Annotated in this window: 17 protein-coding genes; 16 read left to right on the top strand and 1 reads right to left on the bottom strand. The window is 71.3% G+C overall.

All coding sequences use genetic code 11. The annotated features are described in order from the left end of the window. Positions 1–5 precede the first annotated feature (5 nt). The 11 genes from lepB (ACFYO5_RS32295) (at position 6) to ACFYO5_RS32245 (ending at position 9,853) form a co-directional block, all read left to right on the top strand. Positions 6–743 (top strand): signal peptidase I, encoded by a 738-nt coding sequence (gene lepB, locus ACFYO5_RS32295; protein ID WP_388715665.1) that lies wholly within the window; start codon positions 6–8, stop codon positions 741–743. Continuing rightward, the gene (lepB, locus tag ACFYO5_RS32290; protein WP_356561965.1) at positions 736–1,830 is read left to right on the top strand and encodes a signal peptidase I; all 1,095 of its coding nucleotides are present in this window, start codon (positions 736–738) and stop codon (positions 1,828–1,830) included. The genes lepB (ACFYO5_RS32295) and lepB (ACFYO5_RS32290) overlap by 8 nt, the downstream gene beginning before the upstream one ends. Then, positions 1,718–2,713 (top strand): signal peptidase I, encoded by a 996-nt coding sequence (lepB, locus tag ACFYO5_RS32285; protein WP_388715662.1) that lies wholly within the window; start codon positions 1,718–1,720, stop codon positions 2,711–2,713. Before lepB (ACFYO5_RS32290) ends, lepB (ACFYO5_RS32285) begins: the two co-directional genes overlap by 113 nt. 255 nt (positions 2,714–2,968) lie before the next feature. Then, complete coding sequence (lepB, locus tag ACFYO5_RS32280; protein ID WP_388715659.1) at positions 2,969–3,751, top strand: signal peptidase I; 783 nt, start codon at positions 2,969–2,971, stop codon at positions 3,749–3,751. Continuing rightward, entirely contained in the window at positions 3,741–4,274 is a 534-nt protein-coding gene (locus ACFYO5_RS32275; RefSeq protein ID WP_356561961.1) for an NUDIX hydrolase, read from the top strand. The genes lepB (ACFYO5_RS32280) and ACFYO5_RS32275 overlap by 11 nt, the downstream gene beginning before the upstream one ends. A gap of 56 nt (positions 4,275–4,330) precedes the next feature. Beyond that, a complete protein-coding gene (locus ACFYO5_RS32270; protein ID WP_003965949.1) occupies positions 4,331–4,639 on the top strand; it encodes a DUF2469 domain-containing protein in 309 nt (102 codons plus the stop codon). Between the two features lie 197 nt (positions 4,640–4,836). Then, complete coding sequence (locus ACFYO5_RS32265) at positions 4,837–5,238, top strand: YraN family protein (RefSeq protein WP_388715656.1); 402 nt, start codon at positions 4,837–4,839, stop codon at positions 5,236–5,238. A gap of 1 nt (position 5,239) precedes the next feature. Continuing rightward, entirely contained in the window at positions 5,240–6,853 is a 1,614-nt protein-coding gene (locus ACFYO5_RS32260; RefSeq protein WP_388715653.1) for a YifB family Mg chelatase-like AAA ATPase, read from the top strand. Next, a complete protein-coding gene (gene dprA / locus ACFYO5_RS32255) occupies positions 6,850–8,010 on the top strand; it encodes a DNA-processing protein DprA (RefSeq protein WP_388715650.1) in 1,161 nt (386 codons plus the stop codon). The genes ACFYO5_RS32260 and dprA overlap by 4 nt, the downstream gene beginning before the upstream one ends. Positions 8,011–8,309: 299 nt before the next feature. After that, positions 8,310–9,149: an RNA polymerase sigma factor WhiG gene (gene whiG / locus ACFYO5_RS32250; RefSeq protein ID WP_388715647.1), complete on the top strand. Its 840-nt coding sequence runs from the start codon at positions 8,310–8,312 to the stop codon at positions 9,147–9,149. Between the two features lie 149 nt (positions 9,150–9,298). Next, complete coding sequence (locus ACFYO5_RS32245; RefSeq protein WP_356562197.1) at positions 9,299–9,853, top strand: helix-turn-helix domain-containing protein; 555 nt, start codon at positions 9,299–9,301, stop codon at positions 9,851–9,853. Positions 9,854–9,891: 38 nt separating this feature from the next. Here ACFYO5_RS32245 and ACFYO5_RS32240 read toward each other — a convergent pair whose 3' ends face one another. Continuing rightward, positions 9,892–10,581, bottom strand: a complete 690-nt coding sequence (locus ACFYO5_RS32240; protein WP_388715644.1) for a murein hydrolase activator EnvC family protein — start codon at positions 10,579–10,581, stop codon at positions 9,892–9,894. A 280-nt stretch (positions 10,582–10,861) separates the two neighbouring features. Here ACFYO5_RS32240 and rpsB point away from each other — a divergent pair, with 280 nt between their 5' ends. The 5 genes from rpsB to ACFYO5_RS32215 all read left to right on the top strand — a co-directional run bounded on the left by rpsB (position 10,862) and on the right by ACFYO5_RS32215 (position 15,784). Next, positions 10,862–11,806, top strand: coding sequence for a 30S ribosomal protein S2 (gene rpsB, locus ACFYO5_RS32235; protein WP_356561949.1), 945 nt, complete (start codon positions 10,862–10,864; stop codon positions 11,804–11,806). A gap of 154 nt (positions 11,807–11,960) precedes the next feature. After that, a complete protein-coding gene (tsf, locus tag ACFYO5_RS32230) occupies positions 11,961–12,797 on the top strand; it encodes a translation elongation factor Ts (RefSeq protein ID WP_356561947.1) in 837 nt (278 codons plus the stop codon). Positions 12,798–12,983: 186 nt separating this feature from the next. Continuing rightward, a complete protein-coding gene (gene pyrH, locus ACFYO5_RS32225) occupies positions 12,984–13,745 on the top strand; it encodes a UMP kinase (RefSeq protein WP_356561945.1) in 762 nt (253 codons plus the stop codon). A 195-nt stretch (positions 13,746–13,940) separates the two neighbouring features. After that, entirely contained in the window at positions 13,941–14,498 is a 558-nt protein-coding gene (gene frr / locus ACFYO5_RS32220) for a ribosome recycling factor (RefSeq protein WP_356561943.1), read from the top strand. Further along, positions 14,498–15,784, top strand: a complete 1,287-nt coding sequence (locus ACFYO5_RS32215; protein WP_388715639.1) for a phosphatidate cytidylyltransferase — start codon at positions 14,498–14,500, stop codon at positions 15,782–15,784. The genes frr and ACFYO5_RS32215 overlap by 1 nt, the downstream gene beginning before the upstream one ends. The last annotated feature ends 550 nt before the right edge of the window (positions 15,785–16,334 follow it).

The following is a 16,334-nucleotide window of genomic DNA, read 5'->3' as shown; positions in this document are numbered from 1 at the left end:
CCCCGATGGACACCGAAGCTCAGCCGACGGAGCGCGACCGCTCCTCCCGCCCTTCCGATCCCGGAGCGATCCCGGATGCGGAGGGACCGGAGGCGCGGTCGCGTTTCGCGTTGGTGGCGCGGATCACGGACTGGCTCCCGGGCGGCCGGATCAGCCTCACGCTGGTGATCTGCCTGCTGTTCGCGCTGCTCCTCAACCTCTTCGTGGTGAAACCGTTCCAGATTCCCAGCGGATCCATGGAGAACGGATTGAGGATCGGCGACCGCGTTCTCGTAAATAGGTTGGCGTACCGTTTCGGTGCCGAGCCCCGGCGCGGCGATGTCGTCGTGTTCGACGGCACCGGGTACTTCGGGGACGCCGACTACGTCAAGCGCGTCGTGGGTGTGGGGGGAGACCACGTGGTCTGCTGCGACGACAAGGAGGGGAGGATCCAGGTGAACGGCCGGCCGGTGGACGAGTCGACGTTCCTGTATCCGGGTGACAGCCCGTCCACGGTGCCCTTCGACGTCGTCGTGCCCGAGGGCACCCTGTTCCTCCTCGGCGACCACCGCGGTGACTCCAGCGACTCCCGCGACCATCTGGGCTCGCCGGGCGGCGGCATGGTCCCCGTCGACCGGGTGATCGGCCGCGCCGACTGGATCGCCTGGCCCTTCGCCCATCTCACCCGCCTGCACCGCCCCAGCGGCTACGCGCGCGTGCCGGAGGCGAGCACCGCGTCGGACCCGGCGGGCGCCCATGGGTAACCGCGGCAGACCCCGAGGCCTGTCCGACAGTGCCGCGGACAATCTCCTGCCCACGGGCGTACGGCGGGCCGCCGGACCGGCCGGCGGTCGCACGCGCGCGGAGCGGCGCAAGCTCCAGCGCAAGGTCAAGCGCAAGCGCAGGCGCAGCGCCGTCCGCGAGATCCCGCTGCTCGTCGGGGTCGCCGTGCTCATAGCACTCGTCCTGAAGACCTTCCTGGTGCAGGCCTTCGTGATCCCGTCCGGCTCGATGGAGCAGACGATCCAGATCGGCGACCGGGTCCTGGTCGACAAGTTCACCCCGTGGTTCGGCTCCAAGCCGCAGCGTGGTGACGTCGTCGTCTTCAAGGACCCCGGCGGCTGGCTCGAGGACGAGCAGCCCACCACGAAGAAGAACGACCCCATCGTCGTCAAGCAGGTCAAGGAAGGGCTCACCTTCATCGGCCTGCTGCCGTCCGACGACGAGAAGGACCTCATCAAGCGGGTCGTCGGCGTGGGCGGCGACCACGTCCAGTGCTGTGACACGCAAGGGCGGGTCACCGTCAACGGCGTTCCGCTGAACGAGGCCGACTACCTCTATCCCGCCAACGCCCCCTCACTCACGCCCTTCGACATCACCGTCCCACGGGGACGTCTGTGGGTGATGGGCGACCACCGGGACAACTCCGCGGACTCCCGGTCCCACCAGGACACCGACTACGGCGGCACGGTCTCCGAGGACGGCGTGGTGGGACGCGCCATGGTCATCGCCTGGCCACTGGGCCACTGGAACTCCCTCAAGGAACCGCAAACCTTTTCCTCCGTGACCGACTCGGTGCCCGGGGCGACCGCGCAGTCCGACGGGTCGCATAGTGTTGCCCCCGACGATCCGAACGGAACGATCCGACTCCCGAGCCCTGCGGAACTCCCGCTCGTTATGGGAGTGGTGGGCCTGCGCCGCATGTGGGGCAGGCAGCGGCACAGAGTAAGGAGTTGGCGTGGGGGATGTGGCGGTTGGCGCACGGTCGGGGCACGACGGCGAGGAGCACCGCGGACACCCCGTGGACTCGGCCGGTCCGGCCGCGGACGGCGCGGTGACCTCCGGGAGTGATTCCCCGGCGGCCGGAGACGAGGGGCCCGGAGACGACGGGCCCGGAGACGGCCGGCCTCCCGCGCCGGGAGAAGGCTCCGGCGACGGGGCCCCCAGGGCGAAGAAGCCGCGCTCCTTCTGGAAGGAGCTGCCGATCCTGATCGGTATCGCGCTCGTCCTCGCGCTGCTGATCAAGACGTTCCTGGTGCAGGCGTTCTCGATCCCCTCCGACTCGATGCAGAACACCCTCCAGGAGGGTGACCGCGTCCTGGTCGACAAGCTCACGCCGTGGTTCGGCTCCGAGCCTGAGCGCGGCGAGGTCGTCGTCTTCCACGACCCGGACGCCTGGCTCGCGGGCGAGCCCACCGCGGAGCCGAACGCGATCCAGACCTTCCTCAGCTGGATCGGCCTGATGCCGTCGGTGGAGGAGAAGGACCTGATCAAGCGGGTGATCGGGGTCGGCGGCGACACCGTCTCCTGCAACAAGACCGGGCCCCTGCGGGTCAACGGCAAGGCGCTGAACGAGCCGTACGTGTATCCCGGCAACACCCCGTGCAGCATGGACGACCAGGGCGGCCAGTTCACGGTGAAGATCCCCAAGGGCTTCATCTGGGTGATGGGCGACCACCGCCAGAACTCGCGCGACTCCCGCTACAACCAGTCCGACAAGAACCACGGCATGGTCCCCGTCGACCAGGTCGTCGGCCGCGCCATCGTCAAGGCCTGGCCGATCAACCGCTGGGGCACGCTGCCGGTACCGGACACCTTCGACCAGGACGGTCTCCAGGCCCGGCCGGCGGCCTCGGCCGCCCTCACGGTCGCGCCGCAGAGCGTCGCGCTGGTCGGCGTCGTCCCGGTGGCCCTGTGGCGCCGTCGGCGCGCCGAGGCGGCGGAGACCCGCTGATCCGCCGAGGACCTGGTGCCCCGTCCGGGACCCGTTGATCCGTTCAGGACCTGGAGACCCGCCCGCGGCCGTTGATCCGTTCAGGACCTGGAGACTCGCCCGCGGCCGCTGATCCGCCGAGGATTCGTGCCCGCGAGCGACCGCTGATCCGCTCAGGACCTGGTGGCCCGGCGGGCAAACCCTTTCTCAAGCTCCGGCCCCGGCCGGGGACGAGGGGCTGACCCGGCTCGGTACCGCCGGGTAGGGTGCCGATCCATGGGTGGCGAGAGCACGACACGTACGGCCCCGCACAGCGGCGGTGGCACCAGCGCCGGCCCGGCGGGCGGCCGGGCCGGACACGTTCTGTCCGGTGTGGCCGTCGCGCTGGGCCTCGCGCTGTTCCTCGGCGGATTCGGCTGGGCCGCGCTCATCTACCGGCCGTACACCGTGCCGACCAGCTCGATGGCCCCGACGATCGCCGCGGGTGACCGGGTACTGGCCCAGGTCGTGGACGGCGACGAGGTGCGCCGCGGAGACGTCGTCGTCTTCACCGACAAGACGTGGGCGAGCAACGCGCCCGTGGTCAAGCGGGTCGTCGCGGTCGGCGGGGACACCGTCTCCTGCTGCACCGAGGGCAGACTGACCGTCAACGGCAAGCAGATCGAAGAACCGTATCTGCCCGAGGGCAGCCTCGCCGAGATCACGAACTTCCCCACGGTGAAGGTGCCCGACGGTCGCCTCTTCCTGCTCGGCGACGAACGCCAGGGCTCCCTGGACTCCACCGCCCACCTCACGGACGCCGCCAGCGGCACGGTGGCGCGCGCCTCCGTCAAGGCCCGCGTGGACGCCGTCGTATGGCCCATGAACGGCATGCTCAAGCGCCCCACCGGCTTCGAGCCGCTGGGCACCCTGTCCCAGCCGGGACCGCTGCGCACGATCGGCTGGCTGATCGTGGCCGGCACGGTGCTCGTCCTCGGCGGCGGCGCGTACGGCCCGATCGCCAAGCGTGCCGCCCGGGGCCGCGACGGCACGCGCCCGGAGCCCGCCGGTGCCCGCTGAGACGACGGACGCGGATGCCGACTCGTACCAGGGCGGACTGCGCAGGGTCGCCCGCGTGGTGCTGCTCGACCCCGAGGACCGCATCCTGCTGCTGCACGGTCATGAGCCGGACGACCCGGCCGACGACTGGTGGTTCACGCCCGGCGGCGGCGTGGAGGGCGACGAGACCCGCGAACAGGCCGCACTGCGGGAACTAGCCGAGGAGACCGGCATCACCGACGTGGACCTCGGCCCGGTGCTGTGGCGACGGAGGTGCTCCTTCCCGTTCGCGGGCCGCCGCTGGGACCAGGACGAGTGGTACTACCTGGCGCGTACGGCCGGCGTCGCCGGGTTGGAGCCCCGGCCGACGGCCCTGACCGAACTGGAGCGGCGAAGCGTCTCCGGAGCGCGCTGGTGGACGTGTCGGGAACTGACCCAGGCACATGAGACGGTGTATCCGACCAGACTCGCCGGGCTGCTGAGCAGGCTGCTCGACGACGGTCCCCCGGCCCGGCCCGTAACCCTTGACACGGAAATCGTCTAGCGGCTCACGGGACTGGCGCACAATGGGGGGATCGCACGGCTGAAGGGGAACATGCCATGAGCGCCGAGGACCTCGAGAAGTACGAGACCGAGATGGAGCTGAAGCTCTACCGGGAGTACCGCGACGTCGTCGGTCTGTTCAAATACGTGATCGAGACCGAGCGGCGTTTCTACCTGACCAACGACTACGAGATGCAGGTGCACTCGGTCCAGGGTGAGGTGTTCTTCGAGGTCTCGATGGCGGATGCCTGGGTGTGGGACATGTACCGGCCGGCCCGGTTCGTGAAGCAGGTGCGGGTACTCACGTTCAAGGACGTGAACATCGAGGAGCTGAACAAGAGCGACCTGGAGCTTCCGGGCGGGTGACGGTTCCCGCTGTGGCCGCTCCTTCCCTGTGCCACCGCCCGCTTCCCGTGTGCCCCTCTCCTGTGTGCCACCCTCCCGTGTGACCGTCCCTGCCCTGGACGGTCCTCCCCGCCCGGACGGCCGTCCCCCCTCGGGGTGACGGAGTTCTCCACAGCCGCGGACTTGTACACCAAGATCCATTCCGGTGCCGCGGATGCGTGAACGTTGGCGCCGGAGGTGGTGCCGACATGAACACGGATCTGGCACGAGGAGCACTCGGCAGGTACGGCGAGGAACTGGCCGCGCGGCGGCTGACCGACGCCGGCATGACGGTCCTGGAGCGCAACTGGCGCTGCGGCAGGACCGGAGAGATCGACATCGTCGCGCGGGACGGCGACGTGCTGGTCGTCTGCGAGGTGAAGACCCGCAGGGACGGTGGGTTCCAGCACCCCATGGCCGGGGTCACGCCCGAGAAGGCCGAGCGGCTGCGCGGACTGGCCGAGCGATGGATCCAGACACACGGAGGAGCCCCGCCGGGCGGCGTCCGCATCGACCTGGTCGGCGTCCTCCTGCCCCGCCGCGGGGCCGCCCTCGTCGAGCATGCTCGGGGGGTGGCCTGAGATGGCGTTCGCGCGCACGTGCTCGGTGGCGCTGGTCGGCGTCGAAGGCGTCGTGGTCGAGGTCCAGGCCGACCTGGAGCCCGGAGTCGCGGCCTTCACGCTGGTGGGACTGCCCGACAAGAGCCTGAGCGAGAGCCGGGACCGGGTGCGGGCGGCGGTGGTGAACTCGGGCGGCGAATGGCCGCAGAAGAAACTCACCGTCGGTCTCAGCCCCGCCTCCGTCCCCAAGGCGGGCAGCGGCTTCGACCTCGCCATCGCCAGCGCCGTGCTCGGCGCGGCCGAGCGGATCGATCCTCGGGTGCTCGCCGACATCGTGATGATCGGGGAGCTGGGTCTCGACGGGCGGGTCCGCCCGGTTCGCGGGATCCTTCCCGCGGTGCTGGCCGCGGCGGACGCCGGCTATGAACAGGTGGTCGTGCCCGAGTGCGCCGCCGCCGAGGCCTCTCTGGTCCCGGGCGTCTCCGTGCTCGGGGTGCGCAGTCTGCGCCAGCTGATCGCCGTCCTGGCCGACGAACCGGTACCCGACGAGGAACCGGACGAGCCGGGCCGGCCCGACCCGCTCATGGCCGGGCTGCGCATGCCGGGCACCGGCGTGCACGGTCTCGGCGCCGCCCCGCACGACCCGGGGCACGACCTGGCCGACGTCGTGGGCCAGCGGTCGGCGCGCACGGCGGTCGAGGTGTCCGCGGCGGGCGGACACCACCTGTTCCTGGAAGGCCCGCCGGGCGCCGGCAAGACCATGCTCGCGGAGCGCATGCCGGCCGTCCTGCCCCGGCTCGGCCGGGAGGACTCCCTGGAGGTCACGGCCGTCCACTCGGTCGCCGGGCTGCTGCCGCCGGGCAAGCCGCTCATCGACGTCCCCCCGTACTGCGCCCCGCACCACTCGGCCACGATGCAGGCGCTCGTCGGAGGCGGACCCCACATCGCCCGGCCCGGAGCCGTGTCGATGGCCCACCGCGGCATTCTCTTCCTGGACGAGACCCCCGAGTTCAGCACCCATGCCCTCGACGCCCTGCGGCAGCCTCTGGAGGCGGGGCACGTCGTGATCGCCCGCAGCGCCGGGGTGGTCCGGTTTCCCGCGCGGTTCCTCATGGTGCTGGCCGCGAATCCGTGCCCGTGCGGCCGCTTCTCGCAGCGCGACACCCTGTGCGAGTGTCCGCCCTCGGCGATCCGCCGCTACCAGGCGCGGCTCTCCGGGCCACTGCTCGACCGGGTGGACCTGCGGGTCGAGGTCGACCCGGTCAGCAGGGCCCAGCTGGCGCACCGCGGCCCCGGCGGCGACTCCACGGCGACCGTCGCCGACCGGGTCCGTGCCGCACGCGAGCGCGCGGGAGCCCGGCTGGCGGGCACACCCTGGCGGACCAACAGCGAGGTGCCCGGACGAGAACTGCGCAACCGGTGGCATCCCGTGGCCGGCGCGATGGAGGAGGCCGAGCGGAGCCTGGAGCGGGGGGTGCTGACCGCCCGCGGGCTGGACCGCGTGCTGCGCGTCGCCTGGACCGTCGCCGACCTCGTCGGACACGAGCGGCCCGACGCGGGGGACGTCGCCCTCGCCCTGCAACTGCGCACCGGGGTCCCGCGCGGCGTGCCGATGGCGCTCGGAGCGCTGGCATGACCGGCACCGGCGAGCCGGACGGGGAACGGCTCGCGCGGGCCTTCCTCACCCGGATCCTCGAACCCGGCGACGAGGTCGGCGGCGGCTGGGTGCGCGAGCGCGGCGCCGTGGAGGTGGCGGAGCGGCTGCGGGACGGCGGGGAACCCCTGCCCGGGGCGACCGGGCAGCGATGGGCAGGGCTCCTGGCACGGGCCGCCCGGGCCGAGCCCGAGCGGGACCTCGCCGTCGCCCGGGAGGCGGGAGTGCGCTTCCTGTGCCCGGGGGAGACCGAGTGGCCCGGCCCGCTGGACGACCTCGGGGACGCCAGGCCGCTCGGCCTGTGGGTCCGGGGCCGGCCCAGCCTGCGGATGTGGGCGCTCAGGTCGGTCGCGCTCGTCGGCGCCCGAGCCTGCACCGCGTACGGCGCGCACATGGCGGCCACCCTCGCCGCCGGACTCGCCGAGCGCGGCTGGGTGGTGGTCTCCGGCGGCGCCTACGGAGTCGACGGCGCGGCCCACCGGGGCGCCCTCGCCGCGGGCGGCGCCACCGTCGCCGTACTGGCCTGCGGGGTCGACCGGCCCTACCCGCGCGGGCACACCGGGTTGATCAACAGAATCGCGGAGCAGGGCCTGGTCGTGGGGGAGCTGCCGCCGGGGGACCATCCCACCCAGACCCGGTTCATCCTGCGCAACCGGGTCATCGCCGCCCTCACCGGCGGCACCGTGGTCGTCGAGGCGGCCTACCGCAGCGGTTCCCTCGTCACCGCGCGGGCCGCGCAGCGGCTGGGCCGGCACACCATGGGCGTCCCCGGGCCCGCCACCAGCGGGCTGTCGGCGGGGGTGCACGAACTCCTGCGCGGAGAAGCCGTGCTGGTCACCGATGCCGCGGAGGTCGTCGAACTGGTCGGCGGCATCGGAGAACTGGCCCCGGAGCGACGCGGCCCGGTGCTCCCTCGTGACCTGCTGGAAGCGGACGCCCGGCGCGTTCTGGCCGCGCTCCCCGGCCGACGCGCCGCGGCGGTCGACGAGATCGCCCGCGAGGGCGGGACCACCAGGGACGACGCGATCGCGAGACTGTATGAACTCAGGGCACTCGGTTACGTCGAACGACACGGCGACGACTGGAAGTTGACACGCCAGGCCATGGTCTCTCTGCGGGCGGGGCGGCGCCCGTGTTGACCGAGGGGGTTCGGCCGTCCGGGGGAACGCCGAACCCCTTGAGAACGCCCGCAGTTGACGCGGCCCGCCGGTCACCCAGGGCTACTGCCGTGCCCCGCGGGGGCCTCGGCGGAACGTATCTGCGTACAGCTCGGGGCACGCTGTTCGCACACCGCGACACGTCAGTCACGCTACGCTCACGAGCATTCCGGCACAGACCGGCCACTCGGCACCATCCGACACCAGACCGAAGCTCTCCGCGGGTACCCCACACCCCACATCCACACGCACATCACGGCAGATACGACACAAGGCGACGAATGCCCCAGCACACCTCCGGGTCCGACCGGGCGGCGATCCCCCCAGCCGCCCGTGACGGTGGCAGCGTGCGGCCGCCCGCTCCCTCGACACTCGACGAGCTGTGGCGGTCGTACAAGGCGACGGGGGACGAGCGGCTGCGGGAGCAGCTGATCCTGCACTACTCGCCGCTCGTGAAGTACGTGGCGGGACGGGTGAGCGTGGGGTTGCCGCCCAATGTGGAGCAGGCCGACTTCGTCTCCTCGGGGGTGTTCGGGCTGATCGACGCCATCGAGAAGTTCGACATCGGACGGGAGATCAAGTTCGAGACGTACGCGATCACCCGGATCCGCGGCGCGATGATCGACGAGCTGCGGGCGCTGGACTGGATCCCCCGGTCCGTGCGGCAGAAGGCGCGGAACGTGGAGCGTGCCTACGCCACCCTCGAGGCGCGGCTCCGGCGGACGCCGTCGGAGGTCGAGGTGGCCGCCGAGCTGGGTATCGCGGTGGACGATCTGCACGCGGTGTTCAGTCAGCTGTCGCTGGCCAACGTGGTGGCCCTGGAGGAACTGCTGCATGTCGGCGGCGGCGAGGGCGGCCTGAGCGTCATGGACACGCTGGAGGACACCGCCGCCGACAACCCCGTCGAGGTGGCCGAGGACCGGGAGCTGCGACGGTTCCTGGCGCGGGCCATCAACACGCTGCCCGAGCGGGAGAAGACGGTCGTCACCCTGTACTACTACGAGGGGCTGACCCTCGCCGAGATCGGCAACGTACTGGGGGTCACGGAGAGCCGGGTCAGTCAGATCCACACCAAATCCGTACTCCAGCTGCGCGCGAAACTGGCGAGCTTCGGTCGTTGACCTGGCCCGACCGCTACCGGACCGCTGCCGGACCGCTGCCGTGCGGCGGTGGTGCGGCGGTGGTGCGGCGCTCGTGCGGGTGGAGCCACTCCCCACGCGGGTGCGGCGTCCGTAGAGTGGTTGACGTGCCAAGGATTCGAGCGGCCTCCGTGGCCGAGCACCGGTCGATGCAGCGAGCCGCCCTGCTGGACGCGGCTCGTTCGCTGTTGTCCGAGGGCGGTACGGAGGCGCTGACCTTCCCCGCCCTCGCCGAGCGGACGGGACTCGCGCGCTCCTCCGTGTACGAGTACTTCCGGTCGCGGGCGGCCGTGGTCGAGGAGCTGTGCGAGGTCGACTTCCCCGTCTGGGCGGCCGAGGTCGAGGCGGCGATGGCCGCGGCGGCGGGGCCGGAGGCCAAGGTCGAGGCGTATGTGCGGCGGCAGCTGGCGCTGGTCGGGGACCGGCGCCACCGGGCCGTGGTGGCGATCTCGGCGAGCGAGCTGGACGCGGGGGCACGGGAGAAGATCCGGGCCGCCCACGGAGGGCTGGTGGCGATGATCGTCGAGGCGGTGGGGGAGATGGGGCATGCGGAGCCGCGGCTGGCGGCGATGTTGGTCCAGGGCGTTGTGGACGCGGCGGTCCGCAGGATCGAGCTGGGGGTGGAGGAGCCCTCCGTGGTGACGGAGGCGGCGGTGGGGATGGTCGTGCGGGGCGTGCGGGGATAGGTGCGGCGCCGGTCACGCGTCGACGCGGCGGCACGCCCTCACGGCAGCGGCACGCCCAGTACCGGGAGCAGCCGTGACAGGGCCCTTCCGCTCAGCCAGGCGGGGAGCAGGGACAGCGGGTTCAGGTAGGCGCTGTCGCTGCGCAGGCCCCAGTGCAGGCATGCGGTCGGGCAGTGGGAGGGCGTGGGGGCGAGGGTGCCGACCGTCTGGGCCGGGGCGATCTCGTCGCCCTTGGTGACCGACGGGCGTACCGGCTCGTAGGTCGTGCGCAGGGGTGGGGTGCCCGTGCCGGTGAGTTCCAGGGAGACCACACCCCTTCCCGCCACCTGGCCCGCGAACAGCACCCGGCCCGCCGCGACGGCCCGGACCGGGGCGCCGGCGGGGGCCGCCAGATCGACTCCGCGGTGGCCGCGGGCGTACGGGGAGGGCGGGGGATCCCAGCCGCGTACCACCGCGGGGCGGATGCCCACCGGCCAGGACCGGGCGATCGCGGGGACCGGAGCCGGGGCCGGGACCGGGACCGGGGCTGGGACCGTAGCCGTAGCCGTAGCCGTAGCCGGGACCGCTTCCGCCGCCCGGACCGTGAGCGAGAGCGTGGGCGACGGCGACGGCGACGGCGACGGCGACGGCGACGGCGACGGCGATGGCGGGGGTGTCGCGCCGGCCGTCGAGGCCGTCGCCGTGAGCAGGAGGCCCGGCAGCAGGGCCAGGAGTCGTTTGACGTGCATGGGAGAACGGTCCCGTCCCCGCACCGGCGGCGTCCGGACCTGTGGACAACTCCCCGTTTGTGGACAGCGGCGTCACCCGGTGCCCCGCGGGTCCCGTACACTTCTTCTGGCGATCCGGGTCACCGGGTCGACTTCGCACGCCCCGGTACCAGGGTCCCGACATCGGTCGGATTCCGGTATCTGCGCCCCTCGGTCCTTCGCGGCTCGGCGCATCGCGGGCGTCAGGCGCGGGAGCCGTCCGGCCCCCGCGGCACAACCGAGAAAACCAAGGAGAACGGCCATGGCCGTCGTCACGATGCGGGAGCTGCTGGAAAGCGGCGTCCACTTCGGTCACCAGACCCGTCGCTGGAACCCGAAGATGAAGCGCTTCATCTTCACCGAGCGCAACGGCATCTACATCATCGACCTGCTCCAGTCGCTGTCGTACATCGACCGCGCCTACGAGTTCGTCAAGGAGACCGTCGCCCACGGCGGCACGGTCATGTTCGTCGGCACGAAGAAGCAGGCGCAGGAGGCCATCGCCGAGCAGGCCACCCGCGTCGGCATGCCCTACGTCAACCAGCGCTGGCTGGGCGGCATGCTCACCAACTTCTCGACCGTCTACAAGCGCCTTCAGCGCCTCAAGGAGCTCGAGCTCATCGACTTCGAGGACGTCGCCGCCTCGGGTCTGACGAAGAAGGAGCTCCTGGTCCTCTCGCGCGAGAAGGCCAAGCTGGAGAAGACCCTCGGTGGTATCCGCGAGATGTCCAAGGTGCCCAGCGCCGTCTGGATCGTGGACACCAAGAAGGAGCACATCGCGGTCGGTGAGGCCCGGAAGCTCAACATCCCGGTCGTCGCCATCCTCGACACCAACTGCGACCCCGACGAGGTCGACTACAAGATCCCGGGCAACGACGACGCGATCCGCTCCGTCACCCTGCTCACCCGCGTGATCGCCGACGCCGTGGCCGAGGGCCTCATCTCCCGCTCCGGTGTCGCCACCGAGGGCAAGGGCGACAAGGCCGCCGGCGAGCCGCTGGCCGCGTGGGAGCGCGACCTGCTCGAGGGCGAGAAGAAGGCGGACGCCGAGAAGGCGGACGACGACGCCGAGAAGCCGGCTGAGGCCGCTGCCGAGGCGCCCGCCGCCGAGGCCGCCGCTGAGGCGCCCGCCGCCGAGGAGGCCCCGGCCGCCGAGGTCGAGGCTCCGGCCACCGAGGCTCCGGCCGCCGAGGCCGAGCAGGCCTGACCTGTCGGGACGTGCGACGGCGGGAGCGGTGACATCACGTCCGCTCCCGCCGTTCACCCGTAGGTCAGCGGTGGGTCACGGCCCCACGGCTCAGCGTGGGCCACAGACCCGTAGATCTTCGATCTTCCAGACTTCGAGAAAGACTCACAGACTCATGGCGAACTACACCGCCGCCGACGTCAAGAAGCTCCGCGAGCTCACCGGCGCCGGCATGATGGACTGCAAGAAGGCGCTGGACGAGGCCGAGGGCAACGTCGACAAGGCCGTCGAGGCGCTCCGTATCAAGGGCCAGAAGGGCGTCGCCAAGCGCGAGGGCCGCTCCGCCGAGAACGGCGCCGTCGTCTCGGTCATCGCGGACGACAACTCCGCCGGCGTCATCGTCGAGCTGAAGTGCGAGACGGACTTCGTCGCCAAGGGCGAGAAGTTCCAGGCCGCCGCCCAGGCGATCGCCGAGCACGCCGCCAAGACGTCCCCGGCCGACATCGAGGCGCTGCTCGCCTCCGAGATCGAGCCCGGCAAGACCGTCCAGGCGTTCGTGGACGAGGCCAACGCCAACCTGGGCGAGAAGATCGTCCTGGACCGCTTCGCGCAGTTCGCGGACGGCTACGTGTCCGTCTACATGCACCGCACGATGCCCGACCTGCCGCCGCAGATCGGTGTCCTCGTCGAGCTGGACAAGCCCAACGCCGAGGTCGCCAAGGGCATCGCCCAGCACATCGCCGCCTTCGCGCCGAAGTACCTCTCCAAGGAGGACGTGCCGGCCGACGTCGTCGAGTCGGAGCGTCGTATCGCCGAGGAGACCACCCGCGCCGAGGGCAAGCCCGAGGCCGCGATCGCCAAGATCGTCGAGGGTCGTCTCAACGGCTTCTTCAAGGACGCCACGGTCCTCGGCCAGCCGTACGCCCTGGACAACAAGAAGTCCGTGCAGAAGGTCCTGGACGAGGCCGGTGTCACCCTGAAGCGCTTCGCGCGCATCAAGGTCGGCATCTGAGTCCGTACCGTGACGGACGCCCGACCCCGACAGGGTCGGCAGCAGTCGTCCGTGGACGCCGTCACCTGGCGTGTGACGGACGACAGCAGATCTGACGAGGAGGCCATTGCCGCGCATGGGTTGCGAACACCCCACCGGCAGTGGCCTTCTTCGTATGTGCACCACGTGAAAGAGGCGGGATCTCCCATGACCACCACCAAGGCCCAGAAGAGCGACGTCGGCAAAGCGAACGGACGGTTCCTGCTGAAGCTGTCCGGAGAGGCTTTCGCCGGTGGCGGCAGCCTGGGTGTCGATCCCGACGTGGTGCACAAGATCGCCCGTGAGATCGCGGCCGTCGTGCGGGACGGGGCGGAGATCGCGGTGGTCATCGGCGGCGGCAACTTCTTCCGCGGCGCCGAACTCCAGGTGCGTGGCATGGACCGGGCCCGCTCGGACTACATGGGCATGCTCGGCACGGTCATGAACTGCCTCGCCCTCCAGGACTTCCTGGAGAAGGAAGGCATCGACAGCCGCGTGCAGACCGCCATCACCATGGGGCAGGTCGCGGAGCCGTACATCCCGCTGCGCGCCGTGCGCCACCTGGAGAAGGGCCGCGTGGTCATCTTCGGCGCAGGCATGGGCATGCCCTACTTCTCCACCGACACCACCGCCGCCCAGCGCGCCCTGGAGATCGACGCCGAGGCGCTCCTGATGGGCAAGAACGGCGTGGACGGCGTCTACGACTCCGACCCGAAGACCAACCCGGGAGCCGTCAAGTTCGACGCTCTGGGCTACGGCGAGGTCATCACCCGGGAACTGAAGGTCGCCGACGCCACCGCCATCACGCTGTGCCGCGACAACAAGCTCCCGATCCTCGTCTTCGAGCTTCTGGCGGAGGGCAATATCGCGCGGGCCGTCAAGGGTGAGAAGATCGGCACGCTGGTGAGTGAGGAAGGCAGCCGGGCCTGACCGGCGCAACTCCCCGGTCCGGTCCGTAGGAACCCCGGTTCGTACGACAACACGTGACCGGGCGACGGACCCTGGTCGGGGGATGGACAATGTCCTGCCGGTCGGGAACCGTGCAGGAAGAAGACGCGACGCAGCCGGCCGCCGTCTCCGCAAGGAATCGCAGCCGGGCCTACTCAAGACACGCAGGAGCAAGTGGTGATCGAAGAGACCCTCCTCGAGGCCGAGGAGAAGATGGAGAAGGCCGTCGTGGTCGCCAAGGAGGACTTCGCCGCGATCCGCACCGGCCGTGCGCACCCGGCGATGTTCAACAAGATCGTGGCCGACTACTACGGCGCGCCGACGCCGATCAACCAGCTGGCTTCGTTCTCCGTGCCGGAGCCGCGCATGGCGGTCGTGACCCCGTTCGACAAGAGCGCGCTGCGCAACATCGAGCAGGCGATCCGCGACTCGGACCTGGGCGTCAACCCGAGCAACGACGGCAACATCATCCGGGTGGTGTTCCCCGAGCTGACCGAGGAGCGCCGCCGCGACTACATCAAGGTCGCCAAGAGCAAGGGCGAGGACGCCAAGGTGTCCATCCGCGCCGTGCGCCGCAAGGCCAAGGACGCCATCGACAAGCTCGTCAAGGACGGCGAGGTCGGCGAGGACGACGGCCGCCGTGCGGAGAAGGAACTCGACGACACCACCGCGAAGTACGTCGCGCAGGTGGACGAGCTCCTGAAGCACAAGGAAGCGGAGCTGCTCGAGGTCTGATGAACGACTCTTCCTGGGGCGCTCCGCCACGTGCCGGTTCACAGGCCGGGTACTGGGGGCCCAACGATCACGGGGCCGTCCCGCACGGACCTGTCCGGGGGGCTGCCCCGGCGGGTCCCGCGTACGATGCGCCTGAGGCGCAGCAGACTCGCCCCATGCCCATCGTCCCCGACGTACCCGCTCACGGCGGAAACCAGGATGACGACCGGGGGGCCGCTCGGCTGGGCGGCCCCTTGTTCCGAGACGAGACGTTCCCCGGCGAGACGTTCCGCGACGGTGCGTCCCACGGTGGGGCGTCCCACGGTGGGGCGTCCCACGGCGGGGCGTCCCACGGCGGGGCGTTCCGTGACGAGACGTCCTCGGCGGGGACGTTCCGTGACGAGACCCCGTCGGCACAGCCCCCTGCGGCGGTGCCGCAGAATCCGGAGCCCATGCCCGACGCACCACGGCCGGCCCCCGCCCCGCAGAAGAAGAGCGCGGGACGGGACCTGACCGCGGCCATAGGCGTCGGCGTCGGGCTCGGTGCGGTGATCATCGCGTCCCTGTTCGTCGTCAAGGCCGCCTTCGTCGGCGTGATCGCGGTCGCCGTCGTCGTCGGCCTCTGGGAGCTGACCAGCCGGCTCCAGGAGCGCAAGGGCGTCAAGGCGCCGCTGGTGCCGCTCGCGGTCGGCGGCGCGGCGATGGTCGTCGCCGGGTACGTCAGGGGCGCCGAGGGTGCCTGGGTCGCCATGGCCCTGACCGCGTTGGCGGTCCTGGTCTGGCGGATGACGGAACCGCCGGAGGGTTACCTCAAGGACGTCACGGCCGGTGTCTTCGCGGCCTTCTACGTCCCGTTCCTGGCCACGTTCGTCGCCATGATGCTCACCGCGGACGACGGAGCGCTGCGCGTCATGACGTTCCTGCTCCTGACCGTGGTCAGCGACACCGGGGCGTACGCCGTCGGCTGGCGCTTCGGCAAGCACAAGCTGGCCCCGCGCATCAGCCCCGGCAAGACCCGCGAGGGTCTGCTAGGCGCGGTGTCGTTCGCGATGGTCGCGGGCGCGCTGTGCATGGAGTTCGTCATCGAGGACGGCACCTGGTGGCAGGGCCTGCTGCTCGGCCTGGCGGTCGCGGCCAGCGCCACCCTCGGCGACCTCGGCGAATCCATGATCAAGCGGGACCTCGGCATCAAGGACATGGGCACCCTGCTCCCCGGCCACGGCGGCATCATGGACCGCCTGGACTCGCTCCTGCCCACCGCGCCGGTGGTGTGGCTGTTGCTCGTGCTGTTCGTGGGGTCCGGCTGATCGCTGCTCGACCCAGCCGGAACGAGCCCCCGTCCCCGCGGACGGAGGCTCGTCCCGTGACCGGCCGCACCGATCCCGTGACCGGCCGCACCGACAGGGTCCCGCCCAGGGGGACGGGGACGGAGACGGGGCGAGTACGGCGGATACCCGGCGACCTGCCGAGGCCGGCGGACGGGGCGAGGACGGCGGATACCCGGCGACCTGCCGTTCCGGTGGTGCGAGGCACTCCTCGCGCGGAACGGGCGGTGCGGGCCGAAGCCGCACCGCGGCGGACGGCACCGGACGAAGCGCACGCCGACTGCTGCACCGGCCCGACTGCTGCACCGGCCCCATCGGGGGCCCGTCCCTCGCCGACCGGGGCACCCGAGTCGATCTGCGACACTGGAAGAGTTATGCCGAAGCCCGGAGAACTGATCTCCCACGGGCATGAAGAAGCCCCCTACCAGCGGTTTTGCCGTCAGCAGGGGGCCGTCTCGTACCCGGTGGGCCGTCCCTGGGCCGTCTGAGACTGTCAGCTGTTGCCGACTTCAGGGTGTGGCCAGCTGATGCG

Source organism: Streptomyces sp. NPDC006259 (assembly GCF_042870975.1).
Classification (GTDB): Bacteria; Actinomycetota; Actinomycetes; order Streptomycetales; family Streptomycetaceae; genus Streptomyces.
This window is presented reverse-complemented; position numbering and strand designations above follow the sequence as displayed.